The organism is Daejeonella sp., assembly GCF_036405355.1.
Lineage (GTDB): Bacteria > Bacteroidota > Bacteroidia > Sphingobacteriales > Sphingobacteriaceae > Daejeonella.
Window position 1 is genome coordinate 1 of record NZ_DASWXT010000146.1, and the last position, 23,597, is coordinate 23,597.

The 23,597-nt window shown below is 40.7% G+C and carries 23 protein-coding genes; 13 read left to right on the forward strand and 10 right to left on the reverse strand.

The genetic code is table 11. The features are described 5' to 3' along the window. Positions 1-53: 53 nt before the first annotated feature. The gene (locus VGE44_RS18065) at positions 54-995 is read right to left on the reverse strand and encodes an FKBP-type peptidyl-prolyl cis-trans isomerase (protein ID WP_331081790.1); all 942 of its coding nucleotides are present in this window, start codon (positions 993-995) and stop codon (positions 54-56) included. A 151-nt stretch (positions 996-1,146) separates the two neighbouring features. Next, positions 1,147-2,157, reverse strand: coding sequence for a DHH family phosphoesterase (locus VGE44_RS18070; protein WP_331081792.1), 1,011 nt, complete (start codon positions 2,155-2,157; stop codon positions 1,147-1,149). A 116-nt stretch (positions 2,158-2,273) separates the two neighbouring features. Between VGE44_RS18070 and VGE44_RS18075 the strand changes: the two genes are divergently transcribed. Continuing rightward, the gene (locus VGE44_RS18075) at positions 2,274-2,693 is read left to right on the forward strand and encodes a nucleoside-diphosphate kinase (protein ID WP_305364679.1); all 420 of its coding nucleotides are present in this window, start codon (positions 2,274-2,276) and stop codon (positions 2,691-2,693) included. Between the two features lie 58 nt (positions 2,694-2,751). Then, positions 2,752-2,943 carry a hypothetical protein gene (locus VGE44_RS18080; RefSeq protein WP_331081794.1) on the forward strand — a complete coding sequence of 64 codons (192 nt, stop codon included), beginning with the start codon at positions 2,752-2,754 and terminating at the stop codon, positions 2,941-2,943. Here the strand turns inward: VGE44_RS18080 and VGE44_RS18085 are convergent, their stop codons facing one another. Beyond that, positions 2,944-3,234 (reverse strand): DUF721 domain-containing protein, encoded by a 291-nt coding sequence (locus VGE44_RS18085; protein WP_331081796.1) that lies wholly within the window; start codon positions 3,232-3,234, stop codon positions 2,944-2,946. 60 nt (positions 3,235-3,294) lie between these two features. Then, positions 3,295-4,398, reverse strand: coding sequence for a DNA replication/repair protein RecF (gene recF, locus VGE44_RS18090; RefSeq protein WP_331081798.1), 1,104 nt, complete (start codon positions 4,396-4,398; stop codon positions 3,295-3,297). A 170-nt stretch (positions 4,399-4,568) separates the two neighbouring features. Between recF and VGE44_RS18095 the strand changes: the two genes are divergently transcribed. The 3 genes from VGE44_RS18095 (at position 4,569) to ytxJ (ending at position 6,404) form a co-directional block, all read left to right on the forward strand. Beyond that, positions 4,569-5,249: a tetratricopeptide repeat protein gene (locus VGE44_RS18095; protein WP_331081800.1), complete on the forward strand. Its 681-nt coding sequence runs from the start codon at positions 4,569-4,571 to the stop codon at positions 5,247-5,249. A gap of 64 nt (positions 5,250-5,313) precedes the next feature. Next, on the forward strand, positions 5,314-5,808 hold the full coding sequence (ribH, locus tag VGE44_RS18100) for a 6,7-dimethyl-8-ribityllumazine synthase (RefSeq protein WP_331081802.1): 495 nt from the start codon (positions 5,314-5,316) through the stop codon (positions 5,806-5,808). A 266-nt stretch (positions 5,809-6,074) separates the two neighbouring features. Beyond that, the gene (ytxJ, locus tag VGE44_RS18105) at positions 6,075-6,404 is read left to right on the forward strand and encodes a bacillithiol system redox-active protein YtxJ (protein WP_331081806.1); all 330 of its coding nucleotides are present in this window, start codon (positions 6,075-6,077) and stop codon (positions 6,402-6,404) included. A 26-nt stretch (positions 6,405-6,430) separates the two neighbouring features. On the opposite strand, the gene VGE44_RS18110 is transcribed toward ytxJ, so the two are convergent. Further along, positions 6,431-6,841, reverse strand: a complete 411-nt coding sequence (locus tag VGE44_RS18110; RefSeq protein ID WP_331081808.1) for an OsmC family protein — start codon at positions 6,839-6,841, stop codon at positions 6,431-6,433. 150 nt (positions 6,842-6,991) lie between these two features. Between VGE44_RS18110 and lipA the strand changes: the two genes are divergently transcribed. Then, positions 6,992-7,870 (forward strand): lipoyl synthase, encoded by an 879-nt coding sequence (gene lipA / locus VGE44_RS18115; RefSeq protein WP_331081810.1) that lies wholly within the window; start codon positions 6,992-6,994, stop codon positions 7,868-7,870. Positions 7,871-7,888: 18 nt separating this feature from the next. On the opposite strand, the gene VGE44_RS18120 is transcribed toward lipA, so the two are convergent. The 3 genes from VGE44_RS18120 to VGE44_RS18130 form a co-directional block, all read right to left on the reverse strand. Next, on the reverse strand, positions 7,889-9,394 hold the full coding sequence (locus VGE44_RS18120; protein ID WP_331081812.1) for an NAD(P)H-hydrate dehydratase: 1,506 nt from the start codon (positions 9,392-9,394) through the stop codon (positions 7,889-7,891). Between the two features lie 225 nt (positions 9,395-9,619). Beyond that, positions 9,620-12,469, reverse strand: a complete 2,850-nt coding sequence (gene uvrA, locus VGE44_RS18125; protein ID WP_331081814.1) for an excinuclease ABC subunit UvrA — start codon at positions 12,467-12,469, stop codon at positions 9,620-9,622. Positions 12,470-12,901: 432 nt separating this feature from the next. Next, complete coding sequence (locus VGE44_RS18130) at positions 12,902-13,729, reverse strand: lytic transglycosylase domain-containing protein (RefSeq protein ID WP_331081817.1); 828 nt, start codon at positions 13,727-13,729, stop codon at positions 12,902-12,904. Positions 13,730-13,948: 219 nt separating this feature from the next. Between VGE44_RS18130 and VGE44_RS18135 the strand changes: the two genes are divergently transcribed. The 7 genes from VGE44_RS18135 (at position 13,949) to VGE44_RS18165 (ending at position 22,381) form a co-directional block, all read left to right on the forward strand. Next, a complete protein-coding gene (locus tag VGE44_RS18135; protein WP_331081819.1) occupies positions 13,949-15,331 on the forward strand; it encodes a pseudouridine synthase in 1,383 nt (460 codons plus the stop codon). A gap of 49 nt (positions 15,332-15,380) precedes the next feature. Beyond that, a complete protein-coding gene (locus VGE44_RS18140) occupies positions 15,381-16,148 on the forward strand; it encodes a TatD family hydrolase (RefSeq protein WP_331081821.1) in 768 nt (255 codons plus the stop codon). An 86-nt stretch (positions 16,149-16,234) separates the two neighbouring features. Next, entirely contained in the window at positions 16,235-17,254 is a 1,020-nt protein-coding gene (locus tag VGE44_RS18145; RefSeq protein ID WP_331081823.1) for a type I asparaginase, read from the forward strand. A 73-nt stretch (positions 17,255-17,327) separates the two neighbouring features. Then, positions 17,328-18,983 (forward strand): sodium/sugar symporter, encoded by a 1,656-nt coding sequence (locus VGE44_RS18150; protein WP_331081825.1) that lies wholly within the window; start codon positions 17,328-17,330, stop codon positions 18,981-18,983. A 53-nt stretch (positions 18,984-19,036) separates the two neighbouring features. Continuing rightward, positions 19,037-20,011, forward strand: a complete 975-nt coding sequence (locus VGE44_RS18155) for an aminoglycoside phosphotransferase family protein (RefSeq protein WP_331081827.1) — start codon at positions 19,037-19,039, stop codon at positions 20,009-20,011. A 65-nt stretch (positions 20,012-20,076) separates the two neighbouring features. Beyond that, entirely contained in the window at positions 20,077-21,381 is a 1,305-nt protein-coding gene (eno, locus tag VGE44_RS18160) for a phosphopyruvate hydratase (protein ID WP_331081829.1), read from the forward strand. 58 nt (positions 21,382-21,439) lie between these two features. Further along, complete coding sequence (locus VGE44_RS18165; protein ID WP_331081831.1) at positions 21,440-22,381, forward strand: sugar phosphate isomerase/epimerase; 942 nt, start codon at positions 21,440-21,442, stop codon at positions 22,379-22,381. Positions 22,382-22,472: 91 nt separating this feature from the next. Here the strand turns inward: VGE44_RS18165 and VGE44_RS18170 are convergent, their stop codons facing one another. Further along, a complete protein-coding gene (locus tag VGE44_RS18170; RefSeq protein ID WP_331081833.1) occupies positions 22,473-23,033 on the reverse strand; it encodes a RidA family protein in 561 nt (186 codons plus the stop codon). A 34-nt stretch (positions 23,034-23,067) separates the two neighbouring features. After that, positions 23,068-23,565 (reverse strand): RidA family protein, encoded by a 498-nt coding sequence (locus VGE44_RS18175; protein WP_331081836.1) that lies wholly within the window; start codon positions 23,563-23,565, stop codon positions 23,068-23,070. Positions 23,566-23,597: the final 32 nt, after the last annotated feature.

Genomic DNA, 23,597 nt, shown 5'->3' on the forward strand with positions numbered 1-23,597 from the left:
AAAAAAGCCCTTCCTGAATTTTCAGGAAGGGCTTTTTTATTAGAAACGAATAATTATTGTTTCGGAGCGGCAGCAGCCACAGGTGCTGTTCCCGGAATGATATTTACTACATCCAATTCAAAAACCAGTGGAGAGTAAGGAGGAATTCCCTGATTCCCCTGCTCACCGTAAGCCAGTTTTGAAGGTAGTATCAACGTAGCTTTTGCACCCTTGTTTAAAAGCATTAGTCCTTCTTCAAATCCTGGAATTGAACCACCCAATCCAACAGGGAGTTTCAATGGCTCATATGGACGCTGAGGATTAAATGTTCCATTTTTCTTAGCAACATCAGGTAAGCTGCTATCAAATACTTTTCCGCTTAAGAACATGCCGGTATAGTTTACAACAACTGTATCACCCATATTTGGTTTTGCTCCGGTACCTTCTTTAGAAACTACATAGTTCAAACCTGAAGCAGTAACTTTAGGTTTAAGGCTTTTTGCAGAAACATAAGCCTTAACTTTAGCAACTTCTGCAGTTTTAGCCTGCTCCATTTCTGCTTTCAGAAATTCATCGATCTTTCCGCGGAAAAGACTATCGTTTAATGATCCTTTCGGAATTACTTTGTCAATTTTAATGGTGTAAACCAGGTATTTTTTAGTGGTATCAGAAGGTTGCGGACGACCCATCTTTTGTACCATTGAGTCGATGTTGATTTTAAAAGTTGCACTATCACCTTCACTTAAAAGGCCAAGAGCTGCAAAAAGGTCCCCTTTGAATACAGATTTTTCCTTAACCAGCAAAGACGGACGATCATAATCATAAGAACTGTAGAGAACTGAATCACCTTCAGTTTTCTCAATTGCTTTAAAAGCTACAAAATCACCTTCTTTAATTGTTTCACCAGATTTGTCAGTGTGGATCTTGTACAACATATCCCCCTCACCCTTGTCAAAATTGTTGCAAGCCGTTAATCCCGTAACTGCCAGCCCTAATACGATTACTAATTTTTTCATTTGTTTTTCTATTGTTTTGAAATATACATTGTTTTTTAATTGAATCAATCAGGAGATGAAATATTTTCTATTTTTTTTAAAAGCACCTGATAGCTTCTTTTGTATTTATTGTTTTTTACTGTTATAAAATTAATTCTGTATAAAATTCCGTTCACTGTGTTAATTGCGATCTGTACTCTGGTAATATCAGATCAAATTTTTCTCTTACAGTTTCGATTTTCTCATTCGAAAACCCACCCGCTGCATTTCTATGACCGCCACCATTAAAATATTTCTTACATATTTCGTTTGCAGGAAAATCTCCTGTTGAACGTATTGACAACTTTACAACATCCTGTCGTTCAATAATAAGGATCGCAAGACGGATTCCGGTTATCGAAAGGGCATAATTTACAATACCTTCGGTATCGCCGGTTGAAATTTTATATTCTTCAAGCTCCTGTTTTGTGATAACAATAATTGCTGAATTATACTCATTTAACACTTCCAGCTTATTCAGGAGGCAATGACCAAGGAATCGTAATCTGTTTTCCGAGAAATCATCATAAACCAATTGATGAATCAGTGTGTTATCTGCACCACAATCAATCAGATCGGCGACAATCCTGTGTACGTTGGATGTGGTTGATCTGAATCGAAAAGACCCCGTATCGGTCATTATTCCGGTGTAGAGGCAGCTTGCAATATCTTTGTTTAACAGATGCCTGTCACCCATCACATTCACAATAAACTCATAAACCAATTGAGCAGTAGCGCATGCGCCGGTGGTCCAGAGGCGATAATCCTCAAAACCTTCAGGTTCAAGATGATGATCAATTAACACTTTTTTTGCTTTCGAATTACGCACATAATGACCCATCTCGTTGATGCGCACCAGGGAATTAAAGTCAAGGCAAAAAATCAGGTCAGCCGATTCAACCAATTGTTGGGATTGCTCCGGTTTTTCAGTGTAAATGATTACATCAGAATTGCCGGGCAGCCATTGTAAAAAAGTCGGATAATCTGTAGGCGTAATTACATTGACCTGATGCCCATTGAGAATCAGATAATTATATAAACCTAAAGAAGATCCCATAGCATCACCGTCCGGTTTAGGATGTGTGGTAATGACAATGTGCTTTGGTTCAGCTAAAAACTCTTTTAGGGAGGCTAGTTCTAACATCTATTTAAAAAGAAATGCAAAGTTATTAAAATAAAGCTTCAAAACCGCTCATTTTTTAAAATCCTTTATGCTTTAATTAATTAGCAGTACTTTTGCAGCAATTTTGATAAATTAAGATGGCAACAAACAGAACTTTTACAATGATTAAGCCCGATGCTGTAGCCAATGGCCACACCGGAGCAATTTTGGATGATATTATCAAGGGTGGATTTAAAGTGATTGCTTTAAAATATACACGTTTGAGCAAAGATATTGCCGGTCAATTCTATGCAGTACACAGTGAGCGTCCCTTCTATAAGGATCTGGTTGATTTCATGTCATCCGGACCGATTGTAGCTGCAATTCTTGAAAAGGATAATGCTGTTGAGGATTTTCGCAAGCTGATCGGTGCAACCGACCCAAGCAAAGCAGATGCCGGAACTATCCGTAACAAGTATGCAAAATCTATTGATGCAAACGCAATTCATGGATCTGATTCAGACGACAATGCCGAAATAGAAGGACGTTTCTTCTTTACAGCATTCGAGCGTTTCTAATGCTCATTTATATTGTCACCCTGAAACAGTACAGGGTGACAATATAAAAAACCCTTCGATGAAAATTCTTCAAGCCCGCTTCCTGATATTTTTTCTGGTGATGCTGATCGTGCCCGCAGCTGTTTCTTATTTGGGCGGATGGGATCGGAGTGTGAATTATTTATTTGTTCTCAAGGCATTCTCAATTGCCTTTTTTATGACAGTTTTATATTACCTGATGGTAAAAAACTACAACGAAAAAAAGAGGTAGTTACAGAAAGACAATTTCATCAATAACACTGCCCCCTGCACGTTCATTCATTTTTTCGATAATATTGGAGCGCATCATCAACAGTTCATTTTTAATCACAGCAGATTCCAGTCGTATAAATAACTTGCGATCACGAATAAAGATATCCTTCGTCCGGTTTGCAATTGCCTTTCCCATCATTTCAGGCCATGCTACAACCAAAGAAGTTTCATCGAACTTTCTTCTCAGTTTGTAGACCTGAAGCATCTGTTCTATCGCATCCTTAAGTGGTTTGTCGTTTGTACGGCTCATAATTGGGAGATTATTGAATCCCTGCTTTTAAATTTAAGAAATTCTGGGACTATCGAGGTGTTATGATTCAGCAATATTCCCTTTTTCAATATCAAAAACAGTTACCGGAACATTCAGCTTAATGAAAATATTCTCAATTCTGTCCCTGCTGGTATCGGTAATAAATATTTGCCCAAAATCCTTGTCAGATACCATTTTCATTAATTTGGTAGTTCTGGCATCATCCAGTTTATCAAAAATATCATCCAGCAGAAGCAGGGGTTCAAATCCCTTTTGCTGCTGCAGAAAGGTGTACTGTGCAAGTTTTAATGCAATCAAGAATGACTTTTGTTGTCCTTGAGAGCCAAATTTTTTCAACGTCATCCCATGGATACTAAAACTCAGTTCATCTTTATGGATCCCGCTGGAGGTGCGCTCCAGTATCCTGTCGCGTTCCAGATTTCTGTTTAAAATACTGGAGAAATCTTCCTGAAGCAGGGGTGAATCATAAACCAGTTCAACCTGTTCAGCATCTTCACTCAGATATTGATAATGTTTATTGAAGATATCTGTAAATACCTCCATAAAGGCCTTACGCTTTTCGAAGATCTTGTTACCCGAAATCACAAGCTGATCATCATAGATTTCCATTAGTGATGCATCATAGTTACCCGAAACTGCAATCTGCCTTAGAAGGGCGTTTCTGTTCATCAGACTCCGGTTATAATTGATCAGTTCGTCAAGATACAGGCTGTCAGTTTGAGAGATTACATTATCTATGAACTTTCTGCGTTCTTCACTGCCTTCAATGATCAGACTGATATCATTTGGTGAAATCATGACTAAGGGGAAGAGACCTATATGGTCGGCCAGTCGCTGATATTCTTTTTTGTTGCGTTTAAATTTCTTTTTTTGACTTCGTTTTAATCCGCAATAGATCACCTCATCTGTATCATCTTTCCTGAATGTTCCCTGAATCATAAAAAGATCTTCACCCTGTCTGATCTGCTGACTGTCAATAGGATTGAAATAGCTTTTACAGAGCGACAGGTAATGAATTGCGTCGAGCAGGTTGGTTTTCCCAGCACCGTTGTTCCCGGTAAACGCATTGACAGTATCCGAAAAAATTAACTCGGCTTCAGAATAATTCTTAAAATTAATGACGGATAATTTTTGAAGCCACATAGTTAATGCCTGTGCTGAGAAGCGCTTTTACAAATTTAGTCTTTTCAGCTTGTTTTACTGTCCAAATAAAAAAAATCAATCTGTCTGATTTAAAAGTTGATACTTAGTACGAAAAATGTATTTTTGCGGAATTGGATTTAGTGAAACGGTTTACAACTTTTAATATACAAATGTCAAAAGATCAAAAAGATAACGTAACAGAAACTGACAATCAGCTTGGAAATACAAGCAAATTTGTTCAGGAAAATGCAAAAAGCTTAGCTGTAATTGGTGCTGCCATTATTGCTTTAGTGCTATTATATTTCGGTTACCAAAATTTCTACCTTGCCCCAAGGGCCGAAAAAGCAGCCAATGAAATGTATAAGGCTGAAGAATATGTGGCTATCGACTCTCTGAAAGACAGGGCAATAAAAGGAGATGGTTCATATCCCGGATTTGAAAAAATAGCAGATGAATATTCAAGCACTAAATCTGCGAATCTTGCAAATGCATATCTTGGTGGTCTTTATCTTCAGAAAGGTGAATATCAAAAAGCAGTTGATGCACTTGGAAAATACAGCAGCACAGGTAGCCCTGTAATTGATCCGCTTGTATTGGGAATGCTTGGAGATGCATACAGTGAATTGAAAGATTACAGTAGAGCTATTACATTCTACAAGAAAGCTGCTGATAAGAACAAAAACACCTTCACCACTCCTCTTTTCCTTAAAAAGTTAGGTTTGGTTTATGAGGAGCAAAAGGAATTTAAATCTGCAGCTGATACATATAAGAAAATCAAAACTGATTTTCCTGAAAGTGTTGAAGCGGCCTCAGTAGATGCATATATTGCAAGGGCTGAAGCAAGATTATAATTAAAAACATTTATAATGGTTGTTACCGTATATTACAGGTAACAGCCATTTATTATTTAAGAGCATGGCCAGCATATTAAAAAGTCTGTCAGATTTCTCTCATATAGAGATTCCTTCAGGTAAAGATTACAAGATCGGTATTGTGGTCGCACAATGGAATGCTGAAATTACCGGTGCCTTATATAATGGAGCGTGTTCTGCGCTTTTAAAAAATGGGGTGCTTGAAGATAATATTCTAACAGTTCAGGTACCCGGAAGCTTCGAATTAACGAGCGGGGCTGATATTTTGCTTTCTTCAAAAAAACTGGATGCTGTAATATGTTTAGGCTGTGTAATACAGGGCGAAACTCCGCACTTTACCTTTATTTGTAATGCAGTGGCAAGCGGACTTGTAAATGTTTCAATTAAACATAACAAACCTGTGATATTTGGCGTATTAACAACAGATAATCAGCAGCAGGCAAAGGATAGAGCTGGAGGGAAGCATGGGAATAAGGGTGAAGAGGCAGCAGTTACCGCAATTATGATGGCTGAGGTTCAAGCCAATGCCGCTCAATAAATATATTGTTTGATTATTGAATTAAAATCAATAATTTTAAAAAAACTGTAAGCATGAAAAGAGTAATTATAGGCGTAATAGCCTTATTTATAGCCACAACTGTATTACAGGCATGTTCTTCCAGACTATGCCCGGCTTATGGTACCTATCCTAAATCAAGGCGCTAATCCTTCTTTTTTCTGAATTCTTCAATTTGACCCGACACTGACGGCCTGTCCGCAATTTTGTGGTATTTTTGCAGGTCAATCAAAATAGTATTTTTAATCATGAACTGGATAGATCTAAATAGTCAGGAACAATTACAGAATATCGTTAATGCAGAAGGTTACAGCGTAATATTCAAGCATAGTACCCGTTGCTCGGTCAGCATGATGGCGAAAAGAAGGTTTGAGCACGATTGGACAGAAATTCCAGAAGGAACTCCCGTGTATTATCTCGATCTGATCAGTCACAGGGATATTTCAAATGCTATTGCAAGCACATTCAATGTTCATCACGAATCTCCACAGCTACTTCTTATAAAAGATGGTGAATGTGTTTATGAAACCTCACATAGCGAGATATCTGCAGAAGATCTGGCAGAGCAGATAGTTTAAGCCCAAAGCCCAAAGCTGAAAGCAGTTTAATCTTTAAAATTGAAAACAATGTTTTGAACCAGATCCGGGTGTAGGCTCTTGGCAACAGGACAATTTCTTGCTGATCTTTCCAGAATGGCCCGCTGCTTTTCGGTATAAATTATTTCAGGGAAATTGAAAGTTATTTGTATTTCACTTACCCTTCTCGGATCTGCTGCCATAATCTTGGTAATTGAACAGGTACTTCCGTCAATATCAATTCCATGTTCCCTAGCTGCAATTCCCATGATTGTGAACATGCAGCTTCCCAAAGAAGCCGACATCAGGTCGGTTGGTGAAAAGGCTTCCGCTTTACCCTGATTATCAAGGGGGGCATCAGTTATAATTGTGTTGCCTGAATAAACATGTTTTGCCTGGGTTCTCAGGTCTCCCTGGTAAATAGTTTCTATAGTTGCCATTCTGTGCTTTCTTGTACCCAAAAATAATTAAATTGTTGATTATCCCTGTCAAAGAACGAAAAGCTTCCGGATTTAAATACTTCTATTGTAAAAATATTGGATTGGGTCTATTCTCCCTCAATTCTTGTTAAAATTCTTTACTTTTGCAGTATGATCGAACTACCGGTTATTCCAGTAAATCAAATGCAGCGTAAACCCGACTGGCTGCGTGTTAAACTTCCTGTCGGGAAGGAATATGCTCATGTAAGAGGCTTAGTAGATACACATAAACTTCACACCATTTGTGAAAGCGGGAATTGCCCTAATATGGGTGAGTGCTGGGGCGCGGGAACTGCAACTTTTATGATCCTGGGAAATATTTGTACCCGTTCCTGCTCTTTTTGTGCAGTTGCTACAGGCAGACCACTTGCCGTGGATACAGATGAGCCTAATCGCGTGGCCAATTCGGTACGCCTGATGCAGGTAAAGCATTGTGTAATTACTTCTGTAGATCGTGATGATCTGAAGGACGGAGGTTCCACAATCTGGGCCGAGACCATTAATACAATTCGTAAAGAAAGTCCTGAAACTACTCTTGAAACCCTGATTCCTGATTTCAGAGGGGTCTGGGAAAATCTTGACAGAGTGCTGGCAACCAGACCTGAAGTAGTTTCTCATAATCTGGAAACAGTTCGTCGCTTAACAAAAGAGGTAAGGATTCAGGCTAAATATGATCGCAGTTTAGAATGCCTTCGTCGCATCAATGAAGCTGGTTTAAGGACTAAATCAGGAATTATGCTTGGTTTGGGAGAGACTGAAGAGGATGTTTATGAAGCAATGGCTGATCTTCTGGAAGCCGGAGTACATATTCTTACTTTGGGTCAGTACCTTCAGCCGAGCAGAAATCATCATCCGGTTGTAGACTGGATCACACCAGAGCAATTTGCGAAATACAAAGTCCGCGGACTTCAGATGGGTTTCAAATACATAGAGAGTGGTCCGCTTGTGCGCTCTTCATACCATGCAGAAAAGCATCTTTTTGAATTCTAAATAAAGACCTGAATTAATCTAAGAAGCTTCACAGAAGCTCTGAATCATTTCAGGCAGCAAGAGTGTGAGCTCCCCGGGCGGAATACTATACATTCCCATCTCCTGATTTAAGACATCACCGGTTTTTCCATGAATATAAGTGGCCAGCATTGCCGATTCTTTTGCGATATATCCCTGAGCTAAAAATGAAGCGATCATCCCGCTTAATACATCCCCCATTCCACCAACAGCCATAGCCGGGTTGCCCGTCGGATTGATCAGGATATCGCCCTCTGGCAAAGCTATAAAGGTATACTGGTTTTTTAACAGGATAATCAAGCTTAGTTCTTTTGCTTTTTTTTGCGCTAAGGCTACCCGATCCCACCATGTTGCTGATGTGCCGAACAGACGGTCAAATTCCTTCATATGCGGACAAATTATAGTCTGTTCCGGTAATTTATGCAGAAGTGCAGGATTTGCAGCTAAAATATTCAAAGCATCCGCATCAATAAGCATCGGAATATTAAAGTTTAATGCCTGTTTTACCAGTTCTGCTGCATTCGCATTAGTTCCTAATCCGGGACCAATGGCTATGGAATTGAATTTCCCGGAATTTACTTCAGATGCCAATTCTGATCTCGGCAGGGTCATCACCTCTGGTGCATAAGCATTTAATGCGGGCATGCCCTGTTCAGGGATGCATGCAGTAGTTAATCCTGCGCCGGAATGCAGGCAGGCATCGGCACAGAGCAGTGCAGCCCCCATCGTTCTGGTATTACCTGCAATTATCAGCGCATGCCCAAAGCTGCCTTTATGACTGAATGGTTTTCGGGTTTTGATCAAACCTTTCAGGTCTTTTTCTTCAATAAGTTTCCATGGCCCGGGCTGGGATTGTATATAAGACTCATCCAAACCTATATCAGCTACAATAAACCTTTCGGTAGCCTGTGTTGATTCGGGAAAAAAGAAATTGATCTTTGGACGCTGGAAAGTGATCGTCAATTTTGCTTTCAGGACAGTGGCATTTGAATCAATTATTCCATCTGAAGGGAAGCCGCTGGGTATATCAACTGCAATTACTTTTTTCTTTAATTTATTGAGGTATTTTATCAGGGCCTGAAGATCACCTTCCAAAGCTTTATTAAGTCCGGAGCCAATTAATGCATCAATAATAACAGTAGCATTTTCTTTGGGAAGATTAGTAGCATTGGATAGTTCAGAAAGAGGTATTCCTGTTAATTTCAGACGATCCAGGTTTATTTTAAAATCTGCACTTTCTTTCGGACTAAAACGCATGATTTTCACTGAAATAGAATCGTAGGCTTGCTCCTTTAACAGGCGTGCAACAGCCAATCCATCTCCGCCATTATTACCGGTACCACAATAAACACTGATCAGGGTATCCCGGTCAGGAACTTCCTCCATAAAGGCTTTAACAAATGCTGCCGAAGCTGATTCCATCAGATCTATTGAGCTGATAGGCTTGTTTTTAATGGTGTAGGCGTCCGCTTCGCGGATCTGAGGAGATGTGAGCAATTGAAGCATGTATAAATTTAAGAAAAGGAGATGGTATTTTACTCTCCGTCATTTCGAACACACCGGCAGTATTTATTTCTTAAAATCGGAATTGGTGGTGTGGAGAAATCTGTTGATGTTAGGCTATGCTTTTGACCATGGGATTTCTCTTCGCATTTAAAATATTTTTAAGGACAACAATCGAGGTCGCTCATCGAAATGACGGGTAATTCATGAAGGGTGGTTAATGACGGGTTACTTAGCCGCGGCCATTTCTAACGCAAGAAATTTCCCGGTATGGCTATTCCTTACTTTAATCAAATCTTCCGGACTCCCTTCGAACAGAATCTGTCCTCCACCCGAACCACCTTCCGGTCCGAGATCAATTACCCAATCGGCTACTTTAATCACATCAAGATTGTGCTCTATGACCAGAATGGTATTCCCATGATCAACCAGACGGTTCAATACCCCCAGAAGTACATTGATATCTTCAAAATGAAGACCTGTTGTTGGCTCATCCAGAATGTAAAATGTATTTCCAGTATCTTTTTTGGAAAGTTCGGTTGCTAATTTAACACGCTGTGCTTCTCCCCCTGATAAGGTTGTGGAAGATTGACCGAGTCGAATATATCCCAATCCGACTTCCTGTAATGTTTTAATCTTGCGATAAATAGCCGGAATTGGTTCAAAAAAAGCAACCGCATCTTCAATACTCATATCCAGCACATCGCTGATCGATTTACCCCGGTAACGAACTTCTAAAGTTTCACGATTATAGCGTTTACCATTGCATTCCTCACAGGGCACCTGAACATCAGGCAGGAAATTCATTTCGATCAGCTTCATGCCGGCACCCTGACAGGTTTCGCAGCGTCCACCCTTTACATTAAAAGAGAAGCGTCCCGGCTTATATCCTCTGATCTTTGCTTCCGGAAGCATCACAAACAGGTTCCTTATATCTGAGAATACGCCGGTATAGGTTGACGGATTGGATCGTGGAGTTCGTCCAATAGGGGTTTGATCGATCTCAATTACCTTATCAATATGCTCAAGGCCTTCAATTTTTTTATAGGGCATTGGTTTTTTCTTTGCCCTGAAAAAATGATGATTAAGGATAGGATAGAGTGTTTCTGCAATTAAAGTTGATTTTCCGCTACCTGAAACTCCGCTCACGCAGATCAGTTTTCCAAGCGGAAATTCCACTGATACATCTTTCAGGTTATTGCCAGTAGCATTCTTTATGGTCAGAGATTTTCCATTACCTTTTCTTCGTTTGGCAGGTATAGCAATCTCTTTTCTTCCACTGAGGTAGTCATTTGTCAGAGTTTTAGCTTTTGCGAACTTTTCCGGACTTCCCTCGCCAACAACCTCACCTCCATGTTCTCCTGCCGCCGGCCCCATATCAATGACATGGTCGGCATGCATGATCATATCTTTATCATGTTCAACCACCAGCACGGTATTACCTATATCCCGAAGGTTTTTTAATGCTGATATCAGTCGCGCATTATCCCGCTGATGCAATCCAATACTTGGTTCGTCAAGAATATAAAGAACATTTACCAACTGGGATCCGATCTGGGTAGCCAGTCGGATGCGCTGGGCTTCGCCACCTGATAATGTTTTAGCTGTCCGGTCTAAAGTAAGGTAGTTTAACCCTACATCCAGAAGGAAACCTATTCTTGAACGAATTTCCTTTAATATTTCACGGGCAATGGTATTCTGTCGTTCATTTAATCGTGATTCAAGATTTTCAAACCATTCAAAGAGCTGTGAAATATCCATGCAGGCCAGCTCATAAATATTTTTTTCGTTCACCTTAATATGAAGCGACTCTTTTTTAAGTCTTGCACCATGACATTCGGGGCAGGTTTTCAGTACCCGGTAATTTTCGAGGTCTTCGCCTACCTCATCTCCACGGCGCTCAGTCTGTTCCTCCAGCATTTTGATGATTCCATCAAAAGAGATCTGGTAATTCTGAACGTTCCATTTATTGTATTCAACCGGTACGGTAATAATATCATGTGAGCCATTCAGAATAATATCCAGAATTTCTTCCGGAAATTTTTCAAGAGGTGTAGACAGTGAGAAATTGTATTTTTTTGCAAGTGCTTTTAATATCTGAAAGACCCAGGTCTCGCGGTATTCGCCCAAAGGAGCCAGTCCGCCCTGCATAATACTCAGCTTCGGATTCGGGATAACCGAATGCCGGTCGACTTCAAATATATAGCCCAGTCCACTGCATCGCTCACATGCCCCGTAGGGTGAATTGAAGGAAAAGGTATTGGGTTGCGGTTCATCATATGAAATACCAGAAACAGGATCCATCAGGAATTTGCTGTAAAAGAATTCTCTGTTTTCCTTATCGCTGATTTTTATGATTCCTTTTGAAACTTTTAAAGCCGATTGAATGGAGTCATAAAGCCTTTTTCTATCATCTGCGCTGACCAGAAGCCGGTCAATTACCATTTCAATATCATGGATCTTATAACGATCGAGCTGCATTTTAGGGCTGATATCCAGGATCTCTCCATCAACCCTGACTTTTAAATAACCCTGTTTGCGGATTTGTTCAAAAAGTTCACGATAATGTCCCTTACGGCCTTTTACCACTGGTGCAAGAATACTTACTGCCTGACCATTGAATTTCTCAAGTATGCTTTTAAGGATCTGATCCTCAGTCATGCGCTCCATTTTTTCGCCGCTGACATAAGAGTAGGCTTCTCCTGTTCTGGCAAATAGTAAACGCATGAAATCATAGATCTCAGTTATCGTTCCAACCGTTGAGCGCGGATTTTTGCTGGTTGTTTTTTGTTCAATAGCAATCACTGGACTTAATCCTGAGATTTTATCAACATCGGGGCGCTCCATACCACCAAGGAACTGACGGGAGTAAGCGCTGAAAGTTTCCATGTATCGGCGCTGTCCTTCGGCATAAATTGTGTCGAAAGCAAGCGATGATTTTCCGCTGCCACTCAGTCCGGTTATTACAACCAGCTTATTCCTGGGGAAAGAAACATCAATATTCTTTAAATTATGTACCCTGGCACCGAAAACTTCAACTTCACTTTGCTCTCCAAGGTCAGGATTAGATTTATTCATAAATTGAATACAGGCTCAAAAATTTATGCAAATATGCGATTTTTTCTGCTAGTGACTTACGAATTTACCTGAGCGTATTGCAAGATAAGTTCGTATTCGCAAAATATTATCTGTGACCCGATAGCTAATGGGTCGGATAGTTCAGACTTACGAATTTACATGGGCTTCAAGCAAGATAAATTCGTCAGTCACATTTAGATTGAGCGACCCGATAGCTATTGGGTGATGAAATCTACTTTCCGCTCGGTTAGGTGATTTCGATCGGGAATTCGGACTTACGAATTTACATAGGCGCTATGCAAGATAAATTCGTCAGTCGCTTTTCTGGTAAGTGACTGGCGAAATCTACTTTCTAACCGCCTATGTGATTTCGATTTCTATAAACAAATAAGGGCCGTATTAATACGGCCCTATCTGATTGGTTTATTATGGTTAGTTCTTTAGGATTTGCGGGTAAGAAGTGTTATTTCTTCCTGTATTTGCATCAAAAAGTGATTTACTTTCTGCTGCACTCGCATTAGCTAAAAGCCTGCTAGCCCTGTTGTTGTATCCGTAACGGGTAGGGTTTTCAATAATCTCTTTCATAGAGATTAGTTTATAAACATAAGAAGCTGTTTCTCTGTTTAGCTTCATTTTATAGTAGTTGTCCTGGCTTTGTTTATGCATCTGACGTTTAAGACTGCCCTCGCCAATATTATAGGCAGCGGCAGCAAGTGTCCAGCTATTAAACTCACGGTATAAGGATTTGATGTATTTTGCAGCTGCAATACTCGATTTACGAATATTTTGCCTTTCATCAAGCTCGGCGCTTACTTTAAGTCCGAAATCCCGGGCAGTTTGTGGCATAAATTGCCAGTAACCTGACGCCCCTTTTGGTGAGGTTCCACCCTGAAGTCCGCTTTCAACCAATGGCACGTATTTAAAATCAGCAGGAATTCCGTATTGTTTCAATATAGGTTCAATAATCGGGAACCATTTTTCCGCCTGGCGGTGAAGCTTTGAAGTCTGCAATGCCTCATATGAATGAGCCTTTAAACTCGCATTCATTTTTAGCTTGATTCGCTTATCTCCCAATGGTAGAGTTTCATTCGCGAAACTCAGTGTATTAAAATAGGGTTCGATTGAAAATTCTTCATTTTGAGACCCCTGAATCGTTTTTATATAATTATCAAAAGTTGCAGGAGTACTATAAATAAACATCTTGGCAGTTAACAGCAAGCCCAACATCACAGAACACGTTATCAAGTGTTTCTTTATCATTTTTACCTCTCTTTTTAGTTCCAAATAAAAATATTTTTGACAAAGGTACGAAATATATATCTAATTATCAAATAGTTATGAAATTGGCCTTGTTGTGGAGCTATTTTTGGAGTAAATTTCTGATTGGGTTTAGGGTCTGATTTTCAATATTAAATCGGCTCTGTTTCCGTATTTTTGCTTACATTTGTGGTTCTCTTTTAAGGAGATAAAAAGCGTATCATGCCATTCAAAAATAAAAGGAACAGTCGAGACGACAAATCCGAAAAGTCTAAGCGTACTACAAAACCGGCTTCAGGTTCTGGTTCGAAAAGTAACTCTTACAAATCTGACCGTCAGGATAGTACAAGCAACACTAAGAAGAAATTATTCTCAGACGATCCAAAGAAACCATTTAAAAGCAGTTTCAGGAGCTCGGATGATAAATCAGGGTCCAGCTTCTCCTCAGAAAAGAGAAGCCCCAAGAGTTTCGGACGCTCTGATGACCGCCGCTCAGCTTCTGATCGTCCGGAAAGGAAATCTTTCGGCGACAGTCCACAGAGCCGAGACAGAAAACCTTTTTCTGACAGATCTCAGACTGAAAAAAGACCTTATTCAGATAGAAGTGAAAGTGGTAAAAAATCTTTTACCCAAAAACCTCAGGGAGATAGAAAACCCTTTTCAGGATCTAAAGACACCGAAAGGAAACCGTTCCAGTCCCGCGATAATAAATATTCAGACAAAAATGCACCTGTAAAAAGATTTAATGATAAGCCGTTCAAATCACGGCAACCCAGTGAACCTTCCGAATTCGATCGACCTAAATATAGATCTGATGACAGAAAATGGAGTTCAGAAGAGCATTTAGGAAATAAGCGAAGTAAAAAGCCCGCAATTGCAAAGGATGACGGACTAATCCGTCTGAATCGTTTTATTGCAAACGCAGGTATTTGTTCGAGAAGAAAGGCAGATGAATTGATCGCTGCCGGGGTAGTTTCTGTGAACGGTGTTCCGGTAACTGAGCTCGGGTTTAAAGTTGATCCCGCTAAAGATGCAGTCCGTTACAACGGAGAAAACCTGAAAAGGGAAAAAATGGTTTATGTTTTACTGAACAAGCCGAAAGATTATATCACTACCACTGACGATCCTCAGGAACGTAAAACGGTTATGAGCCTTGTTGAGAAAGCTTCGCGTGAGCGAATCTATCCGGTAGGGCGTCTTGACAGAAATACAACGGGTTTATTGCTGATGACCAATGATGGTGATCTGGCAGAGAAATTATCCCACCCCCGAAATAATATCACAAAACTATACCAGGTTGAACTGAACAAAAGCTTATCCCAGGGAGATTTGAATAAAATTCAATTTGGAGTTGAGCTTGAAGATGGTGTAATCAAGCCAGATCAGGTTAGTTATGTTGCCGGAGGGAGTAAAAAAGAGGTTGGAATTCAAATACATAGTGGTAAGAACAGGGTAGTCAGGAGGATTTTTGAGAGCCTGGGCTATGAAGTAGTCAAACTTGACCGTGTAGTCTATTCTCAGCTAACTAAAAAAGACCTTCCCAGAGGTCGCTGGAGATATCTGGAAGAAAAAGAGATCATTCAGCTTAAACACCTGATTAAATAAGATTTAAAGCCTTTGGGATTACCCGAAGGCTTTTTTGTTAATTTGCAGAATGATTCTGACGGATACCCATACCCATTTATATTACGAAACAGATCCCGCAAAACTGACAGAACTGATGCAAAGAAGTCTGGATAATCAGGTTAACCGGCTCTTTTTACCCAATGTTGATTCCAAATCAATACCATTGGTTTTCGGACTGGCGGAGCAGTATCCGCAGCATTGTTACCCCATGCTCGGTTTGCATCCCTGTGATGTGAAAGAAGATTTTAAAGAGGAATTAGCGCATATCTATAAAGAAGCAAAGCTCAGAAAGATTTATGCTATTGGCGAGATCGGTATCGATCTTTACTGGGATAAATCTACCTTAAGCATTCAGCAGGAGGCCTTTCGTACTCAGATTGGCTGGGCAAAGCAAATGGGTCTGCCCATTGTAATCCATTGCCGGGAAGCATTTGATGAGATCTTTGAAATTCTGGATGAATTAAAAGATGATAAACTCAGGGGGATCTTCCATTGTTTTACTGGTGATGCTGCACAGGCAGAAAAGGTAATCAGCCTTGGATTTTATCTTGGTATCGGTGGAGTGCTGACCTATAAAAATTCAGGTTTGGATAAAGTTGTACAGGATATTTCATTAGAGCACCTTGTTCTTGAGACTGATTCTCCATACCTGACACCTGTTCCATTCCGCGGAAAACAAAATGAAAGCAGTTACCTGGTTTATGTCGCACAGAAGCTTGCAGATCTGAAGCAGATTCCTATTGAAGAAGTGGCCAGAATAACTACCCTTAATTCTGAAAAGGTCTTTGGCGTTTAGGCCTTTGATATTAATCTCAATTCAGGAATTGATTTCATTTACCTTCTTTTTCTATATTTACAATCCAATAACCAATTAATTAGGCAATGACCAATGTTCTGATAATATATACCGGGGGTACGATCGGTATGATCAATGATCCTAAATCCGGAGTATTGGTTCCCTTTAATTTTGAGCAGATCACTGATCATGTGCCCGAACTCAAAAGGCTTAAATATCAGTTTACAGTACACTCATTTGATCCTTTGATTGATTCATCCAATATGAGTCCGGAGATTTATAAAGAGCTTGCGTTACGCATTCAAAGAGATTATGATCAGTACGATGGTTTTGTCATCCTTCACGGTTCAGATACGATGGCATATACTGCCTCAGCTTTGAGTTTCATGATCGAGAATCTGGACAAGCCTGTAATTTTTACAGGGTCGCAGCTGCCGGTAAACGGAATACGTACCGATGCGAAAGAAAACCTGATTACTGCTTTAGAGATCGCAGCAGAAAAAAGAAAAGGCAAAGCCATGGTGCCCGAGGTTTGTATCTACTTTGATTATAAATTATTCAGGGGTAACCGTTCATTTAAATATAATTCCGAGAAATTCGAAGCATTCAGGTCGCCAAACTACCCAATACTTGCAGAAGCCGGTGTTTATCTCAAATTCAACCGAAACTATATTCTAAAACCGAATTCTGAACCTGTAAAATTTCATACGAAGCTGGATAGTGCGATTGGAATATTGAAATTATATCCCGGAATTAGTCCGGCAATAGTAAAGTCGGCCCTTTCAGCAGAGTGTAAGGCAGTGATTATGGAAACTTTCGGATCAGGCAATACATCCACTCAAAAATGGTTTCTGGATCTGTTGCGTGAAGCAATTATGGGTGGCAAGCTTATTTTGAATATTTCTCAGTGTAAAGTGGGTACGGTTGAACTTGGGCGATATGAAACCAGCAGGGAACTCAGGGAAATGGGGGTAGTAAGCGGTTACGATATGACCTTTGAAGCTGCAGTAACCAAATTGATGTATCTGCTGGGTAATTTTAAGAGTAATAAGAAAATTGCAGAATATCTTGAAACTGATCTGAGGGGTGAGCTAACGGTTTATTGAACTTAATACTTATTACTTACAACTTAAAATTCCATTTTTTTTAATAGGTTTATTTAATCAATCTGTTAAGAGTATGCAAACACCAGACTATATAGTATTCTTTATTTACTTTATAATAGTTAGTACGTATGGATGGTACGTATACAAGCGAAAGAAACATGAAAATTCAAAGGATTATTTCCTTGCCAAAGACTCCCTGACCTGGTGGGCTATTGGAGCCTCACTGATTGCCTCTAATATATCTGCCGAACAGTTTATCGGAATGAGTGGCTCGGGCTTTACCATGGGGCTCGCAATTGCTGCTTATGAATGGCTTGCTGCAGTAACCCTCATTGTGGTTGCGGTATTTTTTATCCCGATCTATCTAAAAAATAAGATCTATACCATGCCTCAGTTTCTCAAAACGAGATATAATGAAACTGTTGCGATGATTATGGCCGTTTTTTGGCTTTTATTGTATGTCGTTGTAAACTTAACATCCATACTCTTTCTGGGGGCATTGGCAATAAGCAGCATCTCCGGACTTGATTTTGCCGTTTGTATGGTCGGGTTAGCCCTATTTGCCATTGTTATTACCCTTGGCGGGATGAATGTGATCGGGTATACTGATGTAATTCAGGTTGTGTTCCTGGTACTGGGCGGTTTGGTAACCACCTATCTTGCGCTGGATATGGTGGCTCAGCATTTCGGATCAGAGGGGCCGATCAATGGCTTCAACCTGCTGACGAAAAATTCGGCCGACCATTTTCAAATGATCTTTGAAAAGGATGATCCTTATTTTATTGACCTTCCCGGACTTGCTGTGCTCGTTGGCGGGATGTGGATAGTCAATCTGAACTATTGGGGCTGTAATCAATACATTACCCAGAGAGCTTTAGGTGCGGATCTTCAAACAGCCCGCAGCGGAATTCTTTTTGCGGCTTTCCTGAAACTATTAATGCCAATAATCGTCGTTCTTCCGGGTATTGCAGCTTATGTTTTATTTAAAGAGAATGTTTTTAGAGATGAAATGATGCTGAACGGAGAGGTTATGGCCGACCGGGCTTATCCGGTATTATTGAATTTATTACCTGTGGGATTAAAGGGTCTGGCTTTTGCAGCACTTACTGCCGCTGTGGTGGCTTCACTCGCTGGTAAAGCCAATAGTATCGCAACTATATTTACACTCGATATTTATAAAAAGGTATTAAATCCGGTAGCTGATGAGAAAAGGCAGGTAGAAGTTGGGCGCTGGGTTATTGTGATCTCCATGATCATGGCTGTAGTTATTGCCCCCTATCTTGGCATAGATAAGAAAGGCGGCTTTCAGTACATTCAGGAGTATACGGGTTTTGTCTCTCCGGGAATTCTGGCGATGTTCCTGCTTGGGTTTTTCTGGAAAAAAGCCACTTCTAATGCGGCCTTGTTTGCAACCATTGGCGGCTTTCTGCTCTCAATCATTTTTAAGTTCATGCCAGATTATGTTGATCTGCAATTCCTTAGTTCTACAGGATTTTCGGTTGCGAACTCAGCAGGGGTATATGAGATTCCATTCATAGACCGCATGGGATTTGTGTTCATTATTTGTGTGTTGGTTATGTACCTGATCAGTATCTATGAAAACAGAAATGGTATTATTCCGAATGCGTTGAAAGTGGATAGCAGCATGTTCCGAACAACCCCTGGATTTGCAGTCGGGGCTTTATTCATAATTGGAATCATTGCAGCATTGTATGGTATTTACTGGTAGAATCCTTTTTATTTAATTCCGGATCATTTTAGCTGATTAGCATACATTTTGACATGATACTTGATTCAAAGGAAGAAGTAAAAGTATATCTAAATCAGGAAGGGCTTATAAAAGGGGATGATAAGGCCCTGGTAGAGCATCTTTCAGGGGGAGTTTCTTGCAGGGTATGGAAGATCACGGTAAATGAGAACCGTTGGGTAATCAAGCAGGCTCTTGAAAAACTTGATGTAAAGGCAGACTGGTTTTCAGATGTGGAGCGAATCCATCGGGAGCATGAGGTGATGAAGCAACTGGAGCTGGTCATTCCTGATTCCAATATTCCTAAAATCCTTCATGTTGATTATGTCAACCACATCTATATGATGACCTGTGCCGAAGAAGGTGTTCAGACCTGGAAGGATTTGTTAATGAATGGTATGTTCAATCCCGATACCGCCAAGAGTGCCGCCGATATTCTTAGCCTGATTCATAGCCAGAGCCATAAAATTGATGAGCAGGTGAAGGCCGGGTTTAGTGACCAGAATTATTTTGTTCAGCTCAGGATTGATCCCTTCCACCGTTTCTTAATCAATAAATATCCTGAGCTTTCGGTTGAGATTAATGCTTTGATAGAAGAGCTGACTGAACAAAAGACCTGTCTGGTCCATGGCGATTTCTCTCCAAAAAATATGCTTGTTGAAAAGAGCGGGCATATTGTTTTGATTGATTACGAAGTGGCGCACTGGGGGAATCCGGTATTTGATCTTGCTTATTGTCTGGGTCACCTGATGTTAAAAGCCTGGCATTTAAAAAAACCTGCTGAGATACTCGAGCTTATCAGCACATTTCTTGCTAATTATAAAGGCCAGGTCAGTAATCTGCTGCCGCATTTGGGTTTGATGCTGCTTGCCCGGATGGATGGAAAATCACCTGTAAATTATATTCAGGATGAAAAATTAAAACAAATTATCCGTACTACAGCCATTAACTGGCTCAGAGGAGGGGACTCTGGCCTGAATGTTTTCGATGCCATCAAAAAGCAATTTTGAAACCATTTCTTTTGATATTTTTACCTCCTGAATACACACGTTTATCCCTTTAATTTAAATATGTCATGCCAAAAATCAAAGATCTAAAAGCAAGAGAAATTTTCGATTCACGCGGTAATCCAACAGTTGAAGTTGATGTATTTCTGGAATCAGGTGTAATGGGAAGAATGATGGTTCCTTCAGGTGCCTCTACCGGGCAGTTTGAGGCATTGGAACTTCGTGATGGAGGCCACAGGCATAGAGGTAAAGGGGTGAGCAAAGCCGTGGAAAATGCCAATACAGAAATCAGGAATGTTTTGATTGGACAGGATATTGAGGATCAGGACAATTTGGATACCTTAATGATTCAACTGGATGGCACTCCTGAAAAATCAAGGCTGGGTGCTAATGCAATACTTGGTGCTTCTTTTGCCTGTATTCATGCGGCTGCGAATGAAGCATCCGAACCCTTATTCAGATACCTTGCTAAGAAATATCTTTCTGCAGGAGATGCGGTCTCAATGCCGGTTCCAATGGTAAATATCATCAGCGGGGGATTGCATGCCGGAAAGAATATTGATTTGCAGGATTTTCTGATCATACCTGTATCGCCCAAAAACTATCCGGATGCACTCGAAATGATTTATAATGTGTACTGGAAAACACGGGAGATATTGATAAAAAAAGGATATAATGCCTATTTGCTTGCTGATGAAGGCGGTTTCGGGCCTGCTTTACCTTCAAATGAAGCCGCTCTGGAGGTTTTGGGAGAAGTATTTCATGCATGTGGTTATAAACCAGGGACGGATGTTGCGATAGCACTGGATGTTGCTTCCTCCCATTTCTACGATGAGGAGAAAGGAATATATCATCTGCATTCTGAAGACCGTAGCCTTAGCTCTGAGCAAATGATTGATATGCTTGAGAAGTGGACCAAAGAACATCCGGTTATATCAATTGAAGATGGCCTGGCTGAAAACGACTGGGAGGGATGGCAGGCTCTGACACAACGATTAGGCAAAAATGTTCAGTTGATTGGTGATGATCTCTTTACTACAAATAAAGTCCGATTGCAGAAAGGCTTTGACATGAAAGCAGGAAACTCAATTCTTGTTAAAATGAACCAGATCGGAACATTGACCGAGACCGTTAATACCCTCCGGATGGCAAAGAATGGGGGCTTCAGTACAGTAGTTTCAGCACGATCGGGTGAAACAGAAGATGCTACCCTCGCAGACCTGGCTGTTGGATTAAACGGCGGGCAGATTAAAATCGGTTCTGTAGCCGGATCTTCGAGATTAGCTAAGTATAATCAGTTGCTCAGGATCAATGAAGAGATCGGTAATAATTATGCGGGAAGTTCTGTTTTCAGATCTTTTGGTCTATATTAAGGTTTAATTAACACTTAATTATCGCTATTTACCTGTAAGAAATTAAAAAGCATAAACCATGGAACGTAGAAAATTCATTACCCTGGGAGCAGTTGCCGGTATCGCCGCAAGTACCATACCCGGTATTGCAGTTGCGGGTCTTCAGAATAAAGAGAAACGGTACCAGAAAGGGAAGAGTCCCTGGCCTGTTTGCCTCGATACTGCCACCATCCGGCCAGCATCTTTAAAAGAGAAGGTCAGGATTGCAGCAAAAGCCGGTTATGACGCTATTGAACCATGGGATGGTGAATTGCAAAAGTTTGAGGCCGATGGAGGTAACCTGAAAGATCTGGGTAAAGAAATAAGGGACAATGGTTTATTCGTACCCAGCGTGATCGGACTTTGGAATGCCTTGCCACCTACTCAGGAATTATGGGATAAGTCATTGGCAGATACCCGTAACCGGATGCGCATGGCTGCCGATATTGGCGCTAAGCATATACAGACCATACCAAATACCATTGGTGTAAATTATAATCAAAAATGGGCAGCTGATCGCTATCGGGATATTATTGAAATGGGGATCAATGACTATAAACTGAATCCGGCTTTGGTGTTTGTGAAATATTTTCCTGTTAAAACTTTGGGGCAGGCGGTCGGTATAGCACTGGATGCCAATCATCCTAAAGCGATGGTCATTCCTGATGTTTATCACATGTATATCAGCGAGAGTGGTTTTGAGGGGATTAAATTACTCAGAGGTGATATGATCGCTATTTTCCAGTTTAATGATGCACCTGCATCTCCGCCCCTTGCACAGCTTAATGATGAGCACAGGGTTTATCCGGGAGATGGAATTTTGCCTTTGCAGCAAATCTTCAGAGATTTAAAGGGAACGGGGTATAAGGGTTGCATTTCACTTGAAATGTATAATCCGGGTTATTGGAAAGAAGATCTGATGATGGTGGCGCAAACCGGACTCAGAAAAACACTGGAGGTTTTACAAAAGGCAGGGGTATAGATTGGGACTTGTTTAAAACAAATGGCCCAGGTTGCCTATTAAATAAAAAGGGCAGGATGCATTTACATCCTGCCCTTTTTTATTCTATTTTTTAATCAACGTAAGCAATACAATCAATTTGTACAAGAATTCCGTCTCTTCCCATCAGATCAGTTCCACATCCGGTGTATGAACGTACAGGGGCCGGATCAGGGAAATAGCCACGGTAAGCCTCGTTCAATGCTGCAATATTTTTATTCGGCTCTGCGACTGTCATGTGTACTTTGAGCACATTAGCCATTGATGATCCGGCTCCTTCAAGAACCTCTTTCATGGTGTCTAATGCACTGCGTATCTGTACCTGAATATCACCCGGCTCTTTGCGTCTTTCTGCATACCAGCCTCCGATTCCTGATAGGAATAAGAGGTGCCCTGAACGGATACAACCTGATAATACCGGAGCCGGTGCGGCTGGTTTTGCCCCAGCTGTAGCCGGTGCGGCAACTGTAGGGTTTGTATTTCCACCACTGTTACTCTTCCGTATTACCTGTTTTTTGGGAATCCATTGTCCCTTTTGCTTTTTGTTTTGAGCATTGGCTTCTGAGGGAATTGCTGCTGCAGCTCCTGCTAAAGGAAGAAGACTCAGACTTTTTAGAACCTTTCTGCGATCCATAATATTATTTTATTAAAATTTTAAATGCGTTTAATTAATCAACATAAGCGATACAACTCACCTGGCAAAGGATACCTTCCCTGCCCATCTGACTTGTTTTAGACCCACTGTAAGAACGCACAGGTGGATTTTCAGGGAAAAACTCAGCATAAGCCTCATTGAGTTTTGCCATATTTTTGTTTGGTTCGGCCACAGTCATCTGTATCTTCAGTACATTGGCCATTGATGATCCGGCACCTTCCAGAATTCCCTTCATGGTTGTCAGAACACTACGGATCTGTACCTGAATATCTCCCGGCTCAGCTCTCTGGTTAGCGTACCATCCTCCGATACCACCAATGAATAATAAATGACCAGAGCGAAGGCAGGATCCTGCCGGTGTCTTTATCAGTTCTTTCTTTGGGAGCCATTCTTCGGCTGCCGCTGCCAACGATTCTGCATCGGTTCCGGCTTGGTGCTTCGCAATAGCAGCGCTAGCAACTCCCGCAAGTGGAATGACGCTAAGTCCCTTTAATATTTCTCTGCGTTTCATCGATTTTAGTTGTGTTTTACTATGGCTAAATA